17 protein-coding genes and 1 pseudogene are annotated in these 17,389 nt (G+C 61.3%); 8 read left to right on the plus strand and 10 right to left on the minus strand.

What is annotated here, in order from left to right; all coding sequences use genetic code 11:
• Window positions 1-114: 114 nt before the first annotated feature.
• The 8 genes from PQR32_RS23495 to PQR32_RS23530 form a co-directional block, all read right to left on the minus strand.
• Window positions 115-1,683: a sigma 54-interacting transcriptional regulator gene (locus PQR32_RS23495; protein WP_408232305.1), complete on the minus strand. Its 1,569-nt coding sequence runs from the start codon at window positions 1,681-1,683 to the stop codon at window positions 115-117.
• Window positions 1,684-1,707: 24 nt separating this feature from the next.
• Window positions 1,708-3,144: a hypothetical protein gene (locus PQR32_RS23500; protein WP_408232308.1), complete on the minus strand. Its 1,437-nt coding sequence runs from the start codon at window positions 3,142-3,144 to the stop codon at window positions 1,708-1,710.
• A 102-nt stretch (window positions 3,145-3,246) separates the two neighbouring features.
• Window positions 3,247-4,074: a peptidase C39 gene (locus PQR32_RS23505; protein ID WP_408232311.1), complete on the minus strand. Its 828-nt coding sequence runs from the start codon at window positions 4,072-4,074 to the stop codon at window positions 3,247-3,249.
• 7 nt (window positions 4,075-4,081) lie between these two features.
• Window positions 4,082-4,795: a C39 family peptidase gene (locus PQR32_RS23510; protein WP_408232314.1), complete on the minus strand. Its 714-nt coding sequence runs from the start codon at window positions 4,793-4,795 to the stop codon at window positions 4,082-4,084.
• 99 nt (window positions 4,796-4,894) lie between these two features.
• On the minus strand, window positions 4,895-6,286 hold the full coding sequence (locus PQR32_RS23515; RefSeq protein ID WP_408232317.1) for a FapB/FapC family functional amyloid domain-containing protein: 1,392 nt from the start codon (window positions 6,284-6,286) through the stop codon (window positions 4,895-4,897).
• Between the two features lie 26 nt (window positions 6,287-6,312).
• Window positions 6,313-6,948: a FapB/FapC family functional amyloid domain-containing protein gene (locus PQR32_RS23520; RefSeq protein WP_408232320.1), complete on the minus strand. Its 636-nt coding sequence runs from the start codon at window positions 6,946-6,948 to the stop codon at window positions 6,313-6,315.
• Complete coding sequence (locus tag PQR32_RS23525) at window positions 6,945-7,472, minus strand: FapA family amyloid fibril periplasmic chaperone (protein WP_408232323.1); 528 nt, start codon at window positions 7,470-7,472, stop codon at window positions 6,945-6,947. The genes PQR32_RS23520 and PQR32_RS23525 overlap by 4 nt, the downstream gene beginning before the upstream one ends.
• 95 nt (window positions 7,473-7,567) lie before the next feature.
• The gene (locus tag PQR32_RS23530) at window positions 7,568-8,065 is read right to left on the minus strand and encodes a hypothetical protein (protein ID WP_408232326.1); all 498 of its coding nucleotides are present in this window, start codon (window positions 8,063-8,065) and stop codon (window positions 7,568-7,570) included.
• A gap of 536 nt (window positions 8,066-8,601) precedes the next feature.
• Here PQR32_RS23530 and PQR32_RS23535 point away from each other — a divergent pair.
• Both PQR32_RS23535 and PQR32_RS23540 read left to right on the plus strand, forming a co-directional pair.
• Window positions 8,602-9,996 (plus strand): sigma-54 dependent transcriptional regulator, encoded by a 1,395-nt coding sequence (locus PQR32_RS23535; RefSeq protein WP_106283797.1) that lies wholly within the window; start codon window positions 8,602-8,604, stop codon window positions 9,994-9,996.
• 264 nt (window positions 9,997-10,260) lie between these two features.
• Window positions 10,261-11,031, plus strand: a pseudogene (locus PQR32_RS23540) (thymidylate synthase); the annotation flags it as partial.
• Window positions 11,032-11,421: 390 nt separating this feature from the next.
• Here the strand turns inward: PQR32_RS23540 and PQR32_RS23545 are convergent.
• Entirely contained in the window at window positions 11,422-11,661 is a 240-nt protein-coding gene (locus PQR32_RS23545; RefSeq protein ID WP_408206188.1) for a helix-turn-helix domain-containing protein, read from the minus strand.
• A gap of 385 nt (window positions 11,662-12,046) precedes the next feature.
• Between PQR32_RS23545 and PQR32_RS23550 the strand changes: the two genes are divergently transcribed.
• From PQR32_RS23550 to PQR32_RS23575, 6 genes are all read left to right on the plus strand, one after another.
• Entirely contained in the window at window positions 12,047-12,466 is a 420-nt protein-coding gene (locus tag PQR32_RS23550; protein WP_408232328.1) for a hypothetical protein, read from the plus strand.
• A 95-nt stretch (window positions 12,467-12,561) separates the two neighbouring features.
• The gene (locus PQR32_RS23555; protein WP_408232330.1) at window positions 12,562-13,248 is read left to right on the plus strand and encodes a hypothetical protein; all 687 of its coding nucleotides are present in this window, start codon (window positions 12,562-12,564) and stop codon (window positions 13,246-13,248) included.
• 33 nt (window positions 13,249-13,281) lie between these two features.
• Entirely contained in the window at window positions 13,282-13,659 is a 378-nt protein-coding gene (locus PQR32_RS23560) for a hypothetical protein (RefSeq protein ID WP_408232333.1), read from the plus strand.
• Window positions 13,660-13,714: 55 nt separating this feature from the next.
• Window positions 13,715-14,341, plus strand: coding sequence for an RNA 2'-phosphotransferase (locus tag PQR32_RS23565; protein ID WP_408206180.1), 627 nt, complete (start codon window positions 13,715-13,717; stop codon window positions 14,339-14,341).
• A 132-nt stretch (window positions 14,342-14,473) separates the two neighbouring features.
• Window positions 14,474-14,818: a putative phosphothreonine lyase domain-containing protein gene (locus PQR32_RS23570; RefSeq protein WP_408206178.1), complete on the plus strand. Its 345-nt coding sequence runs from the start codon at window positions 14,474-14,476 to the stop codon at window positions 14,816-14,818.
• A gap of 99 nt (window positions 14,819-14,917) precedes the next feature.
• Complete coding sequence (locus PQR32_RS23575) at window positions 14,918-15,742, plus strand: SIR2 family NAD-dependent protein deacylase (protein ID WP_408232337.1); 825 nt, start codon at window positions 14,918-14,920, stop codon at window positions 15,740-15,742.
• A gap of 767 nt (window positions 15,743-16,509) precedes the next feature.
• Here the strand turns inward: PQR32_RS23575 and PQR32_RS23580 are convergent.
• Entirely contained in the window at window positions 16,510-17,382 is an 873-nt protein-coding gene (locus tag PQR32_RS23580; RefSeq protein WP_408232580.1) for an alpha/beta fold hydrolase, read from the minus strand.
• Window positions 17,383-17,389: the final 7 nt, after the last annotated feature.

Below are 17,389 nucleotides of genomic sequence, written 5' to 3' on the forward strand. Positions count from 1 at the left end.
CGGCCGGGACGCGCCGTGCCAACCACGCGCTCGCCGCAGCCGGCTGCGGCTGTTGATCACGCGGCGTCACGCAGCTTCACGAGATGCCGCCGGCCGTGGCCAGCCCGCGCCGCCTCATTCCTGCGCGCTATCGTCCGCGGCGAATGCCGCCTTCTCGTCGGCGGCGCTCAATTCGCGCAAGCCGTGCTGACCCATTAGCCGATACAGCGTCACACGCGAAATATTCAGATCCAAGGCCGCCTCGTTCAGCCGATGACGATGACGCAGCAGCGCCGCTTCGATCGCGCGCTTCTCGGCGGCCTCGCGCGCTTGCGAGAGCGTCATGCTCTGCTGCGCGGTGAAGTGCGCGAGATCGAGGTCGTCGGCGGAAATCAGCTTGTTCTCCGCCATCACGATCGCGCGGCGCACCCGGTTGATCAACTCGCGGACGTTGCCGGGCCAGTTGTAGTTGTAGAGCGCCTCGATCGCCGACGGCGTGAAGCCGCGGATCTTGCGCGCGCTGTCGGTCTTGAACTTGTGCAGGATGTGCTGCGCGAGAATTTCGATGTCCTTGCCGCGCGCGCGCAGCGGCGGTTCGTCCACACGCAGCACGCAGAGCCGATGAAACAGGTCGGCGCGGAACTGGCCGTCGCGCATCGCACCTTCCAGATCGACGTGCGTCGCGGAAATGATCCGCACGTCGACCGGAATCGATTCGCGTCCGCCGAGCCGCTCGATCTTGCCTTCCTGCAAAAAGCGCAGCAGGCTCGCCTGGCTCTCGAGCGGCAGGTCGCCGATTTCGTCGAGCAGCAGCGTGCCGCCGTCGGCGGCCTCGACGCGGCCGATCTTGCGTTGAGTCGCGCCGGTGAACGCGCCGCGTTCATAGCCGAATAATTCGGACTGCAGCAGATGGTGCGGAATCGCGCCGCAATTGATCGCGATGAACGGCGCCTTGCGGCGCGGCGATCGCTCGTGAATCGCGAGCGCGGTCAGCTCCTTGCCGGTGCCCGACTCGCCGGAGATGAACACGCTGGCGTCGGTATTGGCCACCTTGCGGATGGTGCGAAAGAGTTGCCGCATGGCTTCGCAGGTGCCGACCATTTCCTCGTCGCCCGACTCGCTCATGGGCGGCGCGACTTCGGGATCGCACAGCGTCACCATGCCGAACGCGTGGCCGACCAGATAGTCGATCGTGGCATTGGCCACCGGCATCTTCACGAAGTCGAAACAGTAGTGGCGCACGAGGCGCCGCACCACTGGATCGTTGAGCCGTTCGCTGGTGGCGAGCGCGATCCAGCCGACCTGCTGCTGGCGCAGGCTCGCTTCGAGGCCGGCGAGATCGCGCGGCGGAAAGCTCGCCACATCGACGATGCCCGCGCAAGCCACATCGGGTTTCAACAGACGGCCGAGTTCATGCGCTGAGCGTGCCGCCACGACGTGCCAGCCGCGGCTTTTCAGATGCGCGATCAGCGTGTCGTCCGGTGTACGCGCCACGTAGACCAACAGCCGTTCGACGCCGGAGCCGGCCACCGCGGCCAACGGCGCCGCGTCGCCGATCGACGCCACGACCGCCAAGGGCTGGCTTGTCGCGACATCGGCGGGCCGGCTCGCATTTATCCCGTTCGGCAGCACCCGTGTCGTAAGCGCTCCCGATCCCGTTCCGGCTACCGGAGCAACACTGGTCAGATGAGGTGATTCACGCACGTTCGACCTCGTATCGTTGGCACGTCAGAATGTGTAGGGAAACCGCATGCCGACCACGAAGTTCGGCGCGTCGGGCGTCAAGCCCACGGAGACCGAGCCGTTGATGGTCAGGTGCTTGTTCACGACGTGGTTCAGGCCAAAATTGAGCGCCGCGGCGGTCGTCTCGCTGCCTGGCACCTTTTCGTATGAGCCCCCGGGCGCGCGCGTCTTCGATTCGGGTGCGAGCGCCATCGTGTAGGAGATGCTGGCCGAGTCCTTGTCGGAGAATGCGAGCGCTACGCCGCCGCCGAACTGCACGATGTCGCCGAGCTTGACCGTCGCCGGCTGGGTTTGGCCCTGCACCGACGAGATGTCCGCGAACGAGCGCGCGATGTTGTAGGTGTAGGAGACGCTGCCGAACAGCACCACCGGGTCATAGGTCTTCAACAGCGAGACGCCGGCCGTGACGTTCCAGAAGCCCGTGCCGGTGGGCAGCTTGCTCGGCGCCACCAGATTGGTATTGTTGGCGTCCAGCTGCACCAGCTTCTCGCCGAACGGCGAGGTGCCGGTCGGCGCCTTGATGCGCAGGCTGCCGACCACGTCCGGCAGACTGTTGGTCTCCTTCAGGAACTGGTAGTAGATCCCGAAGTTGACGTCGCCAATATTGCTGCCGTTCACCGACGCATCGGACATCGTGCTCGCCGCGCCGCCCGCGCCGCCCACAATGAAGTTGCTATGCCGGTAGATGTACGGCACGTCGACGTCGATACTCATGCGGTCGGTCAGGCCGTAGCGCGTATCGAGGTCCGCCATCACCTGGTGCGACTTGGTCTCGCCCAGGTTGATGTTGCCGAGGAAAATCGCGTCGAGCGCGAGGAAGCCCGACAACTGCAACTGACGGCGATCGTAGTAGGTGTCGCTGATCCCCCAGTCCATTGTCAGCTTGTGGTCGAAGAGCGGGGCATGCTCGCGCTGCACGACCGCTTCTTCGGCCTGCGTGCGCACCGGTTCGGCCGCTTTCTGCGTCTGGCCGATGGCGCCGCTGCCGTCGCTCGCGGGCGGCAGGCCGCCCGCGCTGCTGCCTGCGGGCGGCGGCGGATAGACGGGCACGCCGGTCGCCGTGCCCGTGTTGCCGCCGGGCGCGGGGGCGCCGGGATTGACCTGGGCGAGCGGCGGCAGCGGTACCGGTAGGCCGTCCGCGCCGGGCTGTTCGGCCACGGTTTCGCTGCCGGCCGGCGCGCCGGCGCCCGGTACGCCGCGGCCGCGTTGCGACATCTCCAGATTGGTCACCTGGCGCTCGAGTGAATGAATCTGCCGCTGTTGCTCGTCGACGACCCGCATCAACGTATTCAGACGTTCTTCGACCGATTGTCCAACGAGCGCCTGGGCGCTCGCCCCTTGCGAAAGTGCGAATAGCATGACGGCGGCTGGGATGGCCGCCAGTGCCATGCGCGGCACCTTCTTCGATGAAAGAGTGCTCATTTTGTGTTCCCCCGGTGTTCGGGCCGCGCGTCCCCCGGTCCAGACGGCGTGCGGCCTTACGTGTACTGCCTTGCTACGGTCGGCGGGTGGCGGCCCGGATGCCTATCTCCTGTTTTGCAGAGCTTGTAGTACGCCTAACTGGCGGATCATCGAGGCCGACATTGGCTGAGTTTGCAAATGCAGCTGCAATGCGTTGGCGACTTGCTGGTTATTGCCTGCAATCTGCAGCAACTGGGCGATTTGCCCGTTGCCCGGTGTGACGGTCTGGGTGGCGAGCCCAGCCGGCGTCTGCAGCGCGACACTGATGCCGTTGCTGCCGAACGAGATGCCGGCTTTGACGGAGCCGGTCGAATTGCTGGCCGCGGCTGACGGGGCATTGGCGGTGCCCGTCAGCGTCACGGCGTTGTTGTTGAAATCGATGAGCGCGGAGTTGGCGCCGCTGTTACGGTCGCCCGCCACCTGTGTCACTTGTGAAACACCGTTGACCGCAATGCTCTGGCCACCGTTGGCCTGAGCGTTGGGATTGGCGCCCGAATTGGCAGCATTGGCATGGCTGCCGGGGCCGCCGCCGGTCACGCTCGCGAGCGTGCTGACGGTGGTGGTCACCTGGCCGAACGCGTTCTGGGCCGCGCCGAGCGTGCCCTGGGCGACGGCGGTCACGCCGTTGGGCAGTTGCCATTGCGAGATGAGGTTCAGAACGAAGCCGGAGATCATCGTGCCGCCGGCATACTTGCCGGTCTGGCCGGCGAGGACGTCGTCGTCCACCATCTGCACCTTGACGGCGGGGGGGCCGCTGTCATGAGAAGCGAGAAATTCAGGCAACGGCGGCGAGCTGGCGTCTGATGCTGCCTGGGCGTTGCCGCTTATTCCGCTTAAGCCGCACGTCATGGTGCAGATCGCGAGCCCGAGCTGGGTGAGGTGTTGCTTCATGGTTGGTTCAGAACAGGTCTGCCTTGATCAAGCCGTACTCGACAAAGGGAGTCGCAGCGGTGCCGTTGGCCAGCGCGCTGGCGCGCAGCTTGAGCGCGAGCGACTCGTTGTCCTGCAAGAGCGGGGAATCCTCCCTGAAGGGTTTGCCGAGGACCGCGAATACCAGACCGTTCCAGGTCCGGACGAAGTCCTCTTCGAGCAGGATGCGATTGCCGAGGGCAGGATCCGCGATGAACACGCGGCCATCCTGCGCATGCTTGACGATCACGAAATGCTCGTACCCGTCGATGTTCATCAGAACCATCACGGGAATCTGCAAATGCTGGAGCGCGTCGGCGTTGACCCGGAAGCCGCGGCCGCGCAAACCGATGGTCTCGACGAATTTCTTCATGTCGAGCATGGAGAAGCCATTCTTGACAACGACCTCGGGCGTGGAGAACACCATCATCCGGCGGATCAGTTCGGTCTCCGGAATATCGATGCCATAGCCGTATTTGAGGAGCGTGGCCAGCGCCGCCGCACCGCAGCTGTAATCGAACTGCTGATTGACGATGTGGCTGTAGCGGATGTCCTTCATCGAGCGCACCGTCTTTTTCAACGGAACGCCCGCCAGCGTGGACGTGTCGATGCTCGCCTGCGCGTAACTCTGGCCCACGCACAGCGTGCAGCTGGCCAGCGCTACGGCGAGCCGTAGCGCTGGGTACCTCTTGAACCCCGACATGCTGGTCTCCCCCTTCTATACGCGCCGGCCGCTGCGATGGCTGCCGGCGCGTCCTCCCCCAACTACTTGCTGGCTTCTTTTCTTCTGCCTGTCGCCCGCTTAGTGGCCGCTGTTCAGCGCAGCGATCGCGAGGCCGTTGTGCTGCAGGTTGCCCGCGCCGCCGGCGATATTCACGCCGATGTTGCCGGACGCATTGGTCAACGAGTTGGCGCCCAGCATCGCGGTGCCCTGGAATTGACCCGTGACCGTCATGCCGGCGGTTTGCGAGTTGTCATCCGTGGCGACCATCGCGGTGGTCAGCGCATTGCCCGCCTTGGTCGTCGTCACGGCACCGGCGAGGCTGTTGTTTTGTACGTTGCCGATACCCGAGGCGACGTTCACCCCGACGTTGCCCGTCACCCCCGACAGCGAGCCATCCCCGATCGACGCATTCAGATTGAAGTTGTTGATCCGGGCAGTGCCGCTCGACGATTGCGTGCTGAAGATCTGCGCATTGCCGAACACGTTGCCGACATCGACCGAGGCCAGCGACACGTCATTGCTTTGGGCGTTGCTGATGCCTTCCGCGATGTTGATGCCCAGGTTGCCCGAGACGCCGCTGGCGGCATTGGTGCCGGTGGTGGCGGTCAGCGTGGCGGCCGCTTGCGTGTTGGTGTGCTGTGTCACCGAGCCTCGGGTCGTCACGTCGGTCGTGGTGAGGCTTGCGTCGACGCCGAATGCCGCGGCATAGGCATCGGAGGACGAGGTCCGGCTGGTCGTGTAGCCGGACGATTGTTCGCCGACCGACGCAAAGCCCGAACCTTCGCTAGCCTTGTAGCCCCATACCTTGCCCTGTCCGGATGCTTCCGATGCTTCGAAGCCGCCGGCCACGCCCGACGTGTTGGCGTAGCTCGATTCGTTGTAGCCGGCCTGGAGTCCGCCCGCCGCATGGAACCTGCCGCCGCCGGCGAACGGCGTGTTGATGGCCGCATAGTTGTAGTTGCCGCCGATCGAGCCGCCGGCTGCGATATGGCCACCGGCGTTCTGGCTGGTGTGCGTGAAGCCGCCGGTAATCGCCGCTGCCTGCTGGCTGGTCTGATAGCCGCCGCCCGCCACCGACGCGCTCTGGCTGCCATACACGTAGCCGCCCGATGCCTGATAGCCCTGCGCGCCCGACGACGAAGTCGAGTGGCTTTGCGATGCCACCGCGAAGACCGAGCCGCTGCCCTTGATCGACGAGCTATTGTTGTTGTAGGTGGTCGTCACGCGGCCGGTCGTGTAGCTCTGCGCTTGCGGGTTGAGCGTCGCGTTGACGTTGACCGACTGGCTGTTGTTGATCACCGCGCCCGCTGTGCTGGACACGTGGACGCAGCCGTACAGGCCGACCCAACCTTCGACGCCGATCGCTTCGCCGACCAGCGTGGCATTGAACAGGTAAGCCTTTTGCGGTGCGGCAATCGCGCTGCCGGATGCGGCAACGAGAACGGCTGCGGCAATAAGAGTGCGCTTCATGATTCGCTCCGATACTTTAAATGTGGTCAGTTAAAAAAAGTGCCCGCCGGGGGACGGAGCACAAAACTGTTTGCCGTGGCATTACCGGCGCCGGCTGTCTGGTTGATCTGCACGATCCCGCTGACGTTCTTGAATGCATCGCTGGAGATGGTTGCCTCGCGTACGCTATGAACTCCGATTGATTGCCCCAGACCTCCGTTTTTCGGGGCCATCGCGGATAGCTCCCCATCCGAGACGGTCTCGACTCCGAGCGCCGCAGTGCCCAATTGGGTGCTGTTGCGCTGCAGATTTCCTGCTCCTGCGGACTGGTTCACCAGCACCGCACCGGATGAATTCGAAAAAGCATTGGCTTCGATCGACGCCCGCGCATTCGTGACCTTCGCGGCCACGGCGGCGCTTTGCATGCTGGCGTTGTCGTTGCCGACCACGCCGCCGTTCGATACCGTGATCTGATTGGTCTGCGCGTTGTTCAGGCCGGCCGTTTCGTTGACCGCGAACGCGCCCGTCGCGCCGGCTGCCGCGCCGTTGGCGATGGTCGAGGTGGCGCCGATCGCCGGCGCCGACTGCGCGTGGGCGTGGTTCGCCACCAGGGCGGCGCCCATGCAGACGCACAGCGCCGCATGCAGCGTCCGAAGCTTGAGTGGATGCAGGAGCGGGCTCATTTCAAACCCCCGAGTGCGCCGGTGAGCGCGTTCGACAGCGGCGCCAGCGCGCCCGTCACCGACGAGGTGATGGTCCCGCCGATGCCCGGCGCGGGCAGGCCGATGCCGCCGGAATTGAGCGCCACGTTGTTGCCGGTCGTCTTGCCGCTGAGGATCTGGGTGACCGCCTGCATACCGGTACCGCCGAGCACGCCGCCGGCCGCTACGCCGCTGGACCCGTGCGCATTCGTCAGATCGGTGTCGCCCACGATCTGGGCGACCGCCGGATTGAATGAGTTGGCCGGGAAAGTGGTGGCGCGCACGGCGACCGGGTCCTGACTCTTCGGCACCGGTACGAAAGCGTCGCGCGGCGTAACCGTGCGCTCGACGATGATGTCACCCGGATTGACGGCCTGCTGCGCCATGGCGTCGACGGCAAAAGAGGCGCCGAGCAGGACCAGGACGCTTGCCAGTGCCGCCGGCAACGAGATGTGCGGCGACACCCGCGACCTGAGTACGCGCGGCGTCCGGATGGAGGTAGTCATGTCGGTCCTTGCTTGCGTCTTGTGTCTTGTTGTCTTGCCTGCGGGCGATGTATCCGCCACCCCGCCACCCCTGTGTGCTTCGTTATTTTGTTCGGCTACTTTCTTTGATAGTTGGCGACGTTGCCCTGCGCGGCGCGTGCCGCGTCGATCGGAATCGGTAAGGGCGAGGGCGGGGCGATCTCGTCCCACAGCGTCACGTTGTTGCCGCTGCCGCCGTTGCCGCGCATGAGTTGCGGCGTGGTGGCGACCATCACCATGCCGACCGCGCCGCCGCGTTGCCGCGAGAGCACCTGGTCGTCGAGCGAAAAATCGTTCACGGATGCACCATCGGCCGGAATGCTCAGCACGTTGGCGGCAAGCTGGCGGAATGCGGTGGCGGCGCGGGTTGTCGTGTCGGATGAGGTGGGCGCGGCGATCGTGTCGGGCGGGAAGGTGGCGGAGCCTGCCTCGGCGGATTCCGTCAGCGTGGCGGATGGAGCCTGTCCGGCTTCCTGTGCATTGGCGCCAATGGGCAGCACGATCAGCGCGATTGCGGTGCAAAGTGCCGCGCATGGTGCAATCTTGCCCAGATCGATGCGGAAAGCGAGTCGCATGATGTGTCTCCTTGGTGCATGGCATTTAGCGAAACGTGTGCCATCGCTCGCAATCCATTGATGCATGAGGGATGCGAGTCAAAACGTGGGAGCCACAATTCAGAAATCGGACAAAAACGTTTCAGCGCTGAAACGGTGGGCAGGAAATACCTGTAATTCGTTAATCTGGCCGGTACGAACTACCTTGGGGTCTACGCCAGGAAAAGCGCTTCCACTAATGATTTATTCGTCGGCTGAATAACTCTTTATCGCCCGCGGAACCGCGCTGGCTAAGGAGTGCGCGATTAAATTCGCATAATTGTTTTCCAAGCGGCGCGCGTATAGTAAGCTCTCGAAAAAGAGCTTCAGATTTAAAAAAGCCCGCTAACGGGCCGTCTCAAACACACACGCCGCTTTCTTGGGGATCAGCTGTCCGCACGGAATGGAATGGCCGTTCGGTTTTTGCTATATCGCGAATCCCGAACGAGTCAGCGTGTCTGAACTTGTTTCAGGTGCGTGCGTCATCCTTAACGTTCGTTGACGAGAGGATCTGAATAATGGAACCCGCAACGCGGCAACTGATTTACGTTTCGCGCGATCCGAGCGCGGAGCTGAATACTCGGTTTCACCAGCGCGGCTGGCATGTGGAAGTCGTAGGGTCGGCGCGCGACGTGCGCCGGGCGGTTCGCGCCGGAATGGCGGCGGGCGGCCTGCTGGATCTGTCTAGCGAATTTCAGCCACACGAAATCGCCGCTTTCGAATCCTGCCTGACCATGCCGAACGTCGGCTGGGTCGCGGCCACCATGCCGGGACAACTGCAGGACGCCGCGTTGCGCCGGCTCGTACGCGACTACTGTTTCGACTACGTGACGGTGCCGTATTCGGGCGACAGGATCGTCGACTCCGTGGGCCACGCCTACGGCATGATTTCCCTCGGCGAAACGGCTTCCAACGATGCATCGCAAGGCGCCGAAGGTGAAATGGTCGGCTCGTGCGACGCCATGCTCGCGCTGTTCCGCTCGATCCGCAAAGTGGCGATGACCGACGCACCGGTATTCATCTCGGGCGAATCGGGTACTGGCAAGGAACTGACGGCGGTCGCGATTCACGAACGCTCGGCGCGGCGCAACGCGCCTTTCGTGCCGATCAACTGCGGCGCGATTCCGCCGCATCTGCTGCAATCGGAACTATTCGGCTATGAACGCGGCGCGTTCACTGGCGCCAATCAGCGCAAGATCGGCCGCGTGGAAGCGGCGAACGGCGGGACGCTCTTTCTCGACGAAATCGGCGACCTGCCGCTCGAAAGCCAGGCGAGCCTGCTGCGGTTTTTGCAGGAGCGCAAGGTGGAGCGGCTGGGCGGGCACGGCGCGATCGACGTCGACGTGCGCATCATTTCGGCCACGCACGTGGATATGACGGCGGCGATGATCGAAGGACGGTTCCGTTCCGACCTCTACCACCGCTTGTGCGTGCTGCAGATCGACGAACCGCCGCTGCGCGCGCGCGGCAAGGACATCGAACTGCTGGCGCGGCACATGCTGGAACGTTTCAAGAAAGATGCAAGCCGCCGCTTGCGCGGCTTCGCGCCGGACGCGATCGCGGCGCTGCATAACTACGGCTGGCCGGGCAATGTGCGCGAGCTGATCAACCGCGTGCGGCGCGCCATCGTGATGTCGGAAGGGCGCGCGATCACGGCGCGCGATCTCGAGCTCGCGGAATATGTGGAGATCGTGCCGGTGTCGCTCGCGCAGGCGCGTGAAGCAGCCGAACGTCAGGCGATCGAACTGGCGCTGTTGCGTCACCGCGGGCGCCTTGGCGACGCCGCGCAGGAACTCGGCATCTCGCGCGTCACGTTGTATAGGCTGTTGTGCTCGCATGGCATGCGCCATATGGAAGGGGAACCGCTCGCCACGCCGCACGGCGAATTGCCGGCTTCGGTGCCGCATCTGTAGATCGTTTGACGGGCCTCGCGGGTCTCGTGGGCCGGAAACGATTTCAGCGGTTCGTCCGGCGCGTATCGAGCGATCCTGTGACCGGTCGCGTGCCGTTCGCTCCCGCCAACCTGGCAATGCCTTGCGCCACCTCTTCCCTCGATATTTTCGATGCCGCGCGCCATGACCAGGCGTCGTCCGGCCGCGCTTGTTAAAATCGGGTTTTCCGCTCAATCTCCGTGGCGCCCGGATCGACCCGATCAGCGTCTCGTCGAAGGAACCCGAATGAAACAATACCTCGACCTCGTCCGCACGATTCTCGATACCGGCACGTGGCAGGAGAACCGCACTGGCATCCGCACCATCAGCATGCCGGGCGCGATGTTGCGCTTCGACCTTCAGCAAGGTTTTCCCGCGGTCACCACGAAAAAGCTGGCGTTCAAATCGGCGGTGGGCGAACTGGTCGGGTTCCTGCGCGCCTCGCGCAGTGCCGCGGATTTCCGCGACCTCGGCTGCAAGGTGTGGGACGCGAACGCCAACCAGAATCCGCAATGGCTGGCCAATCCTTATCGTCAGGGTCCGGACGACCTCGGCGACGTGTACGGCGTGCAGTGGCGCCAGTGGCCGGCCTACAAGGTGCTGGACGCGAACGCGAGCGCCCAGCTTGCCGATGCGACGGCGCGTGGCTTCCAGGTAGTGACCGAGTTCGATGAAGACGGCAGTAACAAAATCCTGCTGTACAAGGCGATCGACCAGTTGCGCCAGTGTCTCGACACGATCATGCAGAACCCGGCTGACCGGCGCATTTTGTTTCATGCGTGGAACCCCGCGGTGCTGGACCAGATCGCGCTGCCGGCTTGCCATCTGCTGTATCAGTTTCTGCCGAATGTGGTGCGCAAGGAGATTTCGCTGTGCCTGTACATTCGCAGCAACGACGTCGGTCTCGGCACGCCGTTCAATCTGACCGAAGGCGCGGCGTTGCTGCATCTGGTCGGTCGTCTGACGGGGTACACGCCGCGCTGGTTTACCTATTTCATCGGCGACGCGCACCTTTTTGTGGAACCTAAAAAGGCATCAACCTACCACTGACAAAGGCTTAGACCCGGTTCTCCCTCTGGTATTTCTTCAGAAAGTACCAACGCTGTAGCTTTCCCCCTGCGCATTGCCGCTAAGCCAGAATCTCAACGCCTTCCAAATTGACCCGTCTCTTCGACGATGGCGACGTCGCGCGTCTTACGTTCGCTACCGCGACGAATGTCGCGTGCAAACAACAGTACCCGTGAAGAGTCGACGTGAGAGCGCGGCCGTACTGGCCACGTTTGCGCAGGGCAGCCTCATGCGTCACCACATCAGGACGATGACTGACTACCCGAGTTGAGATTTTCGTGGAGTGCTTCTGCCTTGGGTGCCTCTGCTTGCGGTATGTCCGCGGCCAGAGATTGACCATTACGACGAGCGGAGAAGTGCGACCGGGTCGACGTCAAGGCCATAGGCCAACTTTTGCAAGTTGTCGAGGGAGATGTTGGTTGCCGACCGCTCGACCTGACTGACGTACGTCCGATGGAAGCCACACATATCGCTGAGTTTTTCTTGTGACAGGCCTCGTTCAGTGCGCAGCTTCCAGACGTTTTCTGCAACGCGTCGGCGCAGGTACGGGTCGAATTCGTTCAGCTCAGTGTCAGTCATGGACGGGAATTTCGCCCACCACCAGTTTTTCGTCTACCGGCTATACGTCTACCGTTTATACATCTACTGTGTATACATCTCATTCGAACGTGTTTATCATGAACGAAAGGTCGACAAGCGATGCTTTGCCGTACCTTCAAGCGCGCGCTCCGACAGCGATAGGGCAATGCCAAAGCCAAAGACAGCCTGCTCAGTTCGAATTTCATGGCATACGAAGTTGATACGGCGCGAAGGCGCTGGTAGTCGTGCGTGGTGTTTCTGAAGCGGCTCAGCAGCCCTGCACGCTGGATAGCCTCTCGTCGCAACGTCGACCGGTGCACCCGTGAGTTGGCACAACGTTGATGTTGTCGTGACTTTTATCGGGGACCTCCCGAGCCAGCTTTGCATGACGGACGAATGGCACCGGACAGCAGCCGTTTTGGCGCCAGCAAAGTGGCGCGCGCAAGCAACCAAGGAGATTTTGATGGCCCGTCAGCCCGTTCCTCAGACCACGGTCGAGCCCGATGTCTATCTCTCGCGTTGGAGAATCTTCGAGACCGATGATGGTTTGCAGCGTCTCGTCGGCTACGACTCCGTTGACCGGGGACGTGTGAGTTCTGCTCTCGTCACGTTGAACCAGGAAACGATGCGCGTCCAGTCGAGCGACGGCCTTATCTACCGACTCCTTGGCGAGCCCGGAAACTTTTGGGATGTTATCGACACCTGGGACATCTGGTTTCACACCATCACCCGCGGACAGGGGGGCGCGGTTAAAGATGTGACAGAACAGATGTGCGGAAAGTCCGTGGGTGACGACGATGCCTAGCGTTCACATGTAGTTGCACGCGCGGCGGAGAGATGCAGTAGCGATTCGACTCTGCACCCACAGCACTTAGCCTCGCTTAAGTAAAAGGAATGGCCATGCCGCCTCGGTCTACGCGTGAGACGAAGAACGACACATTACTCAATGAAGAGTGGATACAACATATCCTACGTCGCGCCGTCGTCGCCGCTATCCTGTGCGACCCGAAAGTCATTGAAACGATGATGCAAATCCCTGATGCAGCGCTCGGCCGACTTTTCAAGAATCATCTCTGTGAAGCCATGGGCATAGCTACTGTGTACGGAATTGACGTACCGGCGCTTCAAGAGGAAGAAGGGAATCTTCGAAAGCGCGTCGAACGCGCGTCGAAGGGGGCACCGGAACATGAGCCTTTGCCAGGGGCCAATAAAGCGAACGCTGAGCGCTATCCGCTCGTGCTTCAAGGCAAAGTGCTTCGAACTCACGACTTTTGCAACGCCGCCGGCATCACAGAAAAGAAGCTGGATAGGCTTGTCGCTTCCGGGCGAATGTTCCGCCTCTTTTTTGGCGCCGAGTCGTACTATCCAGCCTTCTTCCTCGCGCCCATGATTTTCCGTGACGACTTCAGAAAAGTCATTCGTAGTCTTGGCGAAATTGACTCATGGACAATGTTTGACTTCTTCACGACATCGATTGAGTCGCTAGACGGCGATACGCCACTTCAACGGCTTTCAGTCGAAGATGTCAAATCGGTAGTGAAAGAAGCCGCGACCTTTGCGCAACAATATGTGCAGCTTTTCCCATAGGCACGAGACCTCAGGTTCTAACGTCTGCCGGTCATGACAGAACTGCTGACCTTCGCCGTCAATAGCTCCGCACTTTTGGTCGTGCCGGCAGTCGCGTTCGTACTCAGCTTGGTCACGCTGCACATCAAAAGGAGATACGTGAAAGAGGGGATTTTGTTCGGGTGCAAGGCCTCGGAACACGACCGCCGCGCATCAAAAGAGGGAAATGAAATGAACTCGGGTAGCGATATTGACCTTGAGATTGCGCTTCGCAAGTTCCATGAATTGGGCTTGGCGGACGGGGACTTGGGATATGCCTATTGGTATAAAGTCGGGCAGCTACTCAAACGAGCGGCTGGCCTGCAAGCGCAAATCGACGCGCTCAGCAAAGAGTTGGAACAGTTGCGCGCCACGCGACAGAAAAGGAATTGAAACTGATGCTTGGTTCTGGTCCTAGTTTGGGACACTCCCGCGGATGCACATCTACATGAACATGAACGCCGACGAGCATCTGACGACAGACCACGTCGCAGTTAGCAGACTTCTTTCGAAGATTTTGCGACATGAACCCGAGATGATTGGCATCCGGCTCGACAGTCAGGGCTGGGTATCTGTCGACGAACTGATACGCGCAATCGAACGCGCTGCGCGTACTGCGGGTGCGTCAAAGCGGTTTAGAACGATGCCAGCAGTTACGAGAGACGTCATTCTGGCGGTCGTCGCGACGAGCGACAAACAGCGCTTCTCACTATCCGCAGACGGCGAGCGAATACGCGCGGCGCAAGGTCACTCGATAGAGGTGAACCTAGGCTATGCCGCAATAGAGCCCCCGGCCATTCTGTATCACGGCACCGCGTGGAGCAACTGGGCGAGTATCACTGTTGAAGGATTGATACCTCGAACCAGGCACGCCGTCCATCTGAGCACGGACATCGACACGGCAACTCGAGTAGGTGCTCGCCACGGGTCACCATTGGTTCTCGTCGTGGACGCTTCGCAGATGTACGTCGATGGGCACACCTTCTCTTGCTCGGATAACGGCGTTTGGCTTACTTCGGTAGTCCAGACTATATACCTGTCTCAATTAAAACACGGTGAGCGCGGGCAGAAGTGATGGAGGTGTGTGCTCAGCGAGACCCAAGACATTCTTCGCAACCGACTTGAAATGAACGAGCAATCGCATCTTGAAGAGCTGCTATTGAGTAGGTCCGAGCGCCCCTCGGAAGACTTCAGTCGGAGCTGGCAGATGAGGAAATCCCCTAGCTGCGGCATCATCCGCTCGGGACCTACAACGGGCAAGTGGTGCATTTTCGCGCCTTCATCCGATGTCGACCAGGCATGGGCGAAAATCAAATGCGCCGTTGAAGGCGACAACCTATTGTTTGCGAAGGTATCGACGGCTCTGCGCAGCATGGGTCGTGATGGTCACGTCATTTGCGTGTACACGCAAGATTGGACAGACAAACAAGACCTCTTGCACGTACGTGAAGTGTTACGGTCGCTGGGCTTTATCGGCGAGCTCGGGTACAAGCGTGACATCGACACCCTGAAGAGAATTTACGGCCCTGACGAATGGTATCTACGCGCGTAGCAGCAGTTGAACTCGCGTGGCGACGTGGCGTTGCTGGCCCCGCGCGCACCGTCGACTTTGTATCGCGCCACACTCTCTTGCACAATGACGCTTACACAGATGACTGATTTGCGAGATGGAAAGCTGGAGAAAGCAGCCGGCTGGCTGCGGGACGCCGACGGACTTCTCATCACTGCTGGTGCCGGCATGGGTGTCGACTCCGGCCTTCCTGACTTTCGCGGTCGAGATGGCTTCTCGCGCGCTTACCCAGCGCTTCGACACCGTGGTCTTTCGTTCGAAGATATGGCAAACCCCGCGATGTTCGCGGAGCATCCGAAACTGGCTTGGGGCTTCTATGGACACCGCTTGAAGCTTTACCGTGACACCGTACCGCACGAGGGCTTCGCGATATTGCGCAGGTGGGCAGACCGCATGAGTCATCGCGCGTTCGTGTTCACGAGCAACGTCGATGGACAGCTCCAAAAGGCCGGGTTCCCGGAACACCGTGTGCACGAATGCCATGGGTCGATTCACACACTCCAATGCCTGGGGACCTGTACGGACGATACGTGGTCGGCGATAGGTTTTCATCCGCTCGTAAATGAAACAACTTCGGAGTTGGAGAGCCCGATGCCCCGTTGCCCTCGTTGTGGCGCTCTCGCGCGTCCGAATATCCTCATGTTCGGAGACTGGGCTTGGGTCGGCCTTCCCTATGAGAAACAGCAGCAGCGACTCGCAGCCTGGATTTCTTCCGTGTCGAAGCTTGTTGTTGTGGAAGTGGGCGCCGGGAAAGCCCTACCGACGGTACGACGCTTCAGCGAACGATTCTCGGCGCAGAGGCTCATTCGAATTAACCTTCGGGAGTCGGACACGAAACCGTCGCATCGAGTTGGCTTAGAGGGCACCGCCGATGCGACGCTCAAAATGCTTGACGCCCAGTTGTGACTTTTCGTAAATCACAGTCGACTGCATAGTGCGGATACACCTCGGCACCCAGTTGTTGGCGCTCCGCTGAGCGAATTCGCGCACGGCGCGACGACATGCGAGGCGTGTCCAATGGTTAAACCGACTCGGCAGTTGCCACAGCTATAGAGAACGAGATGACGGACCGACGTGTGCCCGATGATTTTCCGAGAGACCAAGACCTAGGCTCTGTAACTGGGGTTCAACCAAAACTTCTCGTTCGCGAAGTCGACGGGCGTTATCTAAGCGGCCTCACTGAGGAGCAACTTTGGGTACGCTATGACGCGTGCGAGGACCTTGCTACTCAGCTAACCGCGTATGTGTCGCGAAAGATTGCTAGCTCGGGTCTGTCACCAGATGTGGCGTCGACCCGGGTCGAGAAAGGCGTGAGATTGAAGGTCGACTCTGGCGAGTGGGACTTCTTTCAAGGGGAAGTGGCTTGGGTCATGAAGCGCACGCGGCAACTGCTACTTGCGGCGAGCGATAGCTAGCGAGCACACCTGCCAAGAAATCTGAAGCATTATCCCGCCCCCACCGAAGGAGCCAGACCCTCTCTACGCTTCCCCTCGGTGACAGACATTCGAACACGCATTGCGCTCGATAGGTGGCTTCGCTGGCTAAAGGAAGGCAAGTAATAGTCGACACGCACAGTTGCCGTGTTGACCATCACCATGCCGGCCTCCACGGACCTGCGAACAAGGGTTCCGTACCAAATGCCGACCGGGCCGCCTGATTGAAGGACCCCCGTGCTAGTGCGTCAAAAAATCGAGCACCATACGGTTGAACTTGTCCGCATGCTCCCACTGCGCCCAGTGGCCACAACGATTGAAGATGTGGAACTCGGCATTCGGCATGCCCCACAGCAGACGCAGGCCCACGTCCATCGGAACGAACCTGTCGTCGCGACCCCAGATGATGAGGGTCTGTGCCTTGACCTCGGAAAGGCGGTGACCGACATCGGGAAACTGCTTCGGATTCGCCGCAAGACTTTTCGTGAAGTTTTCGAGATGCTCTTTCTGCGCGAGCATATTGTTCAGGCGCGCCTGGAACAGGTCTTCGGTCAGGGTGCTCGTGCCGTACACGAAGACGTTCATCATCTTCTTCAGGTTTTCAATCGTCGGCTGACGATACAGACCCTGTAGCAGCTTGATGCCTTCGGTCGGCATCGGAACGAACTGACTCGGCCCACCTGTACCGCCGCCCATCAGGATGAGCTTGCACACGCGCGATGGATTGGCCATCGCGAAGGCGACTGCGCTGTGGCCACCCATCGAATTGCCGATAATGTGCACTGGACCTTGCACGTCGATAGCGTCGAGCAGTCCCTTCAGAACTCGCGCATTCAGCTCTGAGCGCGAACTCGTACAGACAATGGGGTCGCTCTTGCTCCAACCCGGACAGTCCATCAGGATGACCCGATAGCGTGCCTCAACGAGCGGCTCCAGGTTGCGATTGAAGTTCGCCCAACCGCTCGCGCCAGGACCCGAGCCATGCAGCATCACGACAGTCTCGCGCCCCTGCCCCAAGTCGTTGTAGTGAATCTGAAGGTCGAGGTCACCTTCCTTGATACGCACTAGCTTGCTGGTTCCTGCTTCCGTCAACTGTATGTTCGTGCTCGTGATGCTTCCT

This window comes from Paraburkholderia dipogonis, from assembly GCF_046027395.1.
Lineage (GTDB): Bacteria > Pseudomonadota > Gammaproteobacteria > Burkholderiales > Burkholderiaceae > Paraburkholderia > Paraburkholderia dipogonis_A.

Coding starts and splice junctions, on each gene's coding strand:
- PQR32_RS23500 (WP_408232308.1), bottom strand. CDS start 3,144: ATGAGCACTCTTTCATCGAAGAAGGTGCCGCGCATGGCACTGGCGGCC.
- PQR32_RS23505 (WP_408232311.1), bottom strand. CDS start 4,074: ATGAAGCAACACCTCACCCAGCTCGGGCTCGCGATCTGCACCATGACG.
- PQR32_RS23510 (WP_408232314.1), bottom strand. CDS start 4,795: ATGTCGGGGTTCAAGAGGTACCCAGCGCTACGGCTCGCCGTAGCGCTG.
- PQR32_RS23515 (WP_408232317.1), bottom strand. CDS start 6,286: ATGAAGCGCACTCTTATTGCCGCAGCCGTTCTCGTTGCCGCATCCGGC.
- PQR32_RS23520 (WP_408232320.1), bottom strand. CDS start 6,948: ATGAGCCCGCTCCTGCATCCACTCAAGCTTCGGACGCTGCATGCGGCG.
- PQR32_RS23525 (WP_408232323.1), bottom strand. CDS start 7,472: ATGACTACCTCCATCCGGACGCCGCGCGTACTCAGGTCGCGGGTGTCG.
- PQR32_RS23530 (WP_408232326.1), bottom strand. CDS start 8,065: ATGCGACTCGCTTTCCGCATCGATCTGGGCAAGATTGCACCATGCGCG.
- PQR32_RS23535 (WP_106283797.1), top strand. CDS start 8,602: ATGGAACCCGCAACGCGGCAACTGATTTACGTTTCGCGCGATCCGAGC.
- PQR32_RS23545 (WP_408206188.1), bottom strand. CDS start 11,661: ATGACTGACACTGAGCTGAACGAATTCGACCCGTACCTGCGCCGACGC.
- PQR32_RS23550 (WP_408232328.1), top strand. CDS start 12,047: ATGACGGACGAATGGCACCGGACAGCAGCCGTTTTGGCGCCAGCAAAG.
- PQR32_RS23555 (WP_408232330.1), top strand. CDS start 12,562: ATGCCGCCTCGGTCTACGCGTGAGACGAAGAACGACACATTACTCAAT.
- PQR32_RS23560 (WP_408232333.1), top strand. CDS start 13,282: ATGACAGAACTGCTGACCTTCGCCGTCAATAGCTCCGCACTTTTGGTC.
- PQR32_RS23565 (WP_408206180.1), top strand. CDS start 13,715: ATGAACATGAACGCCGACGAGCATCTGACGACAGACCACGTCGCAGTT.
- PQR32_RS23570 (WP_408206178.1), top strand. CDS start 14,474: ATGAGGAAATCCCCTAGCTGCGGCATCATCCGCTCGGGACCTACAACG.
- PQR32_RS23575 (WP_408232337.1), top strand. CDS start 14,918: ATGACTGATTTGCGAGATGGAAAGCTGGAGAAAGCAGCCGGCTGGCTG.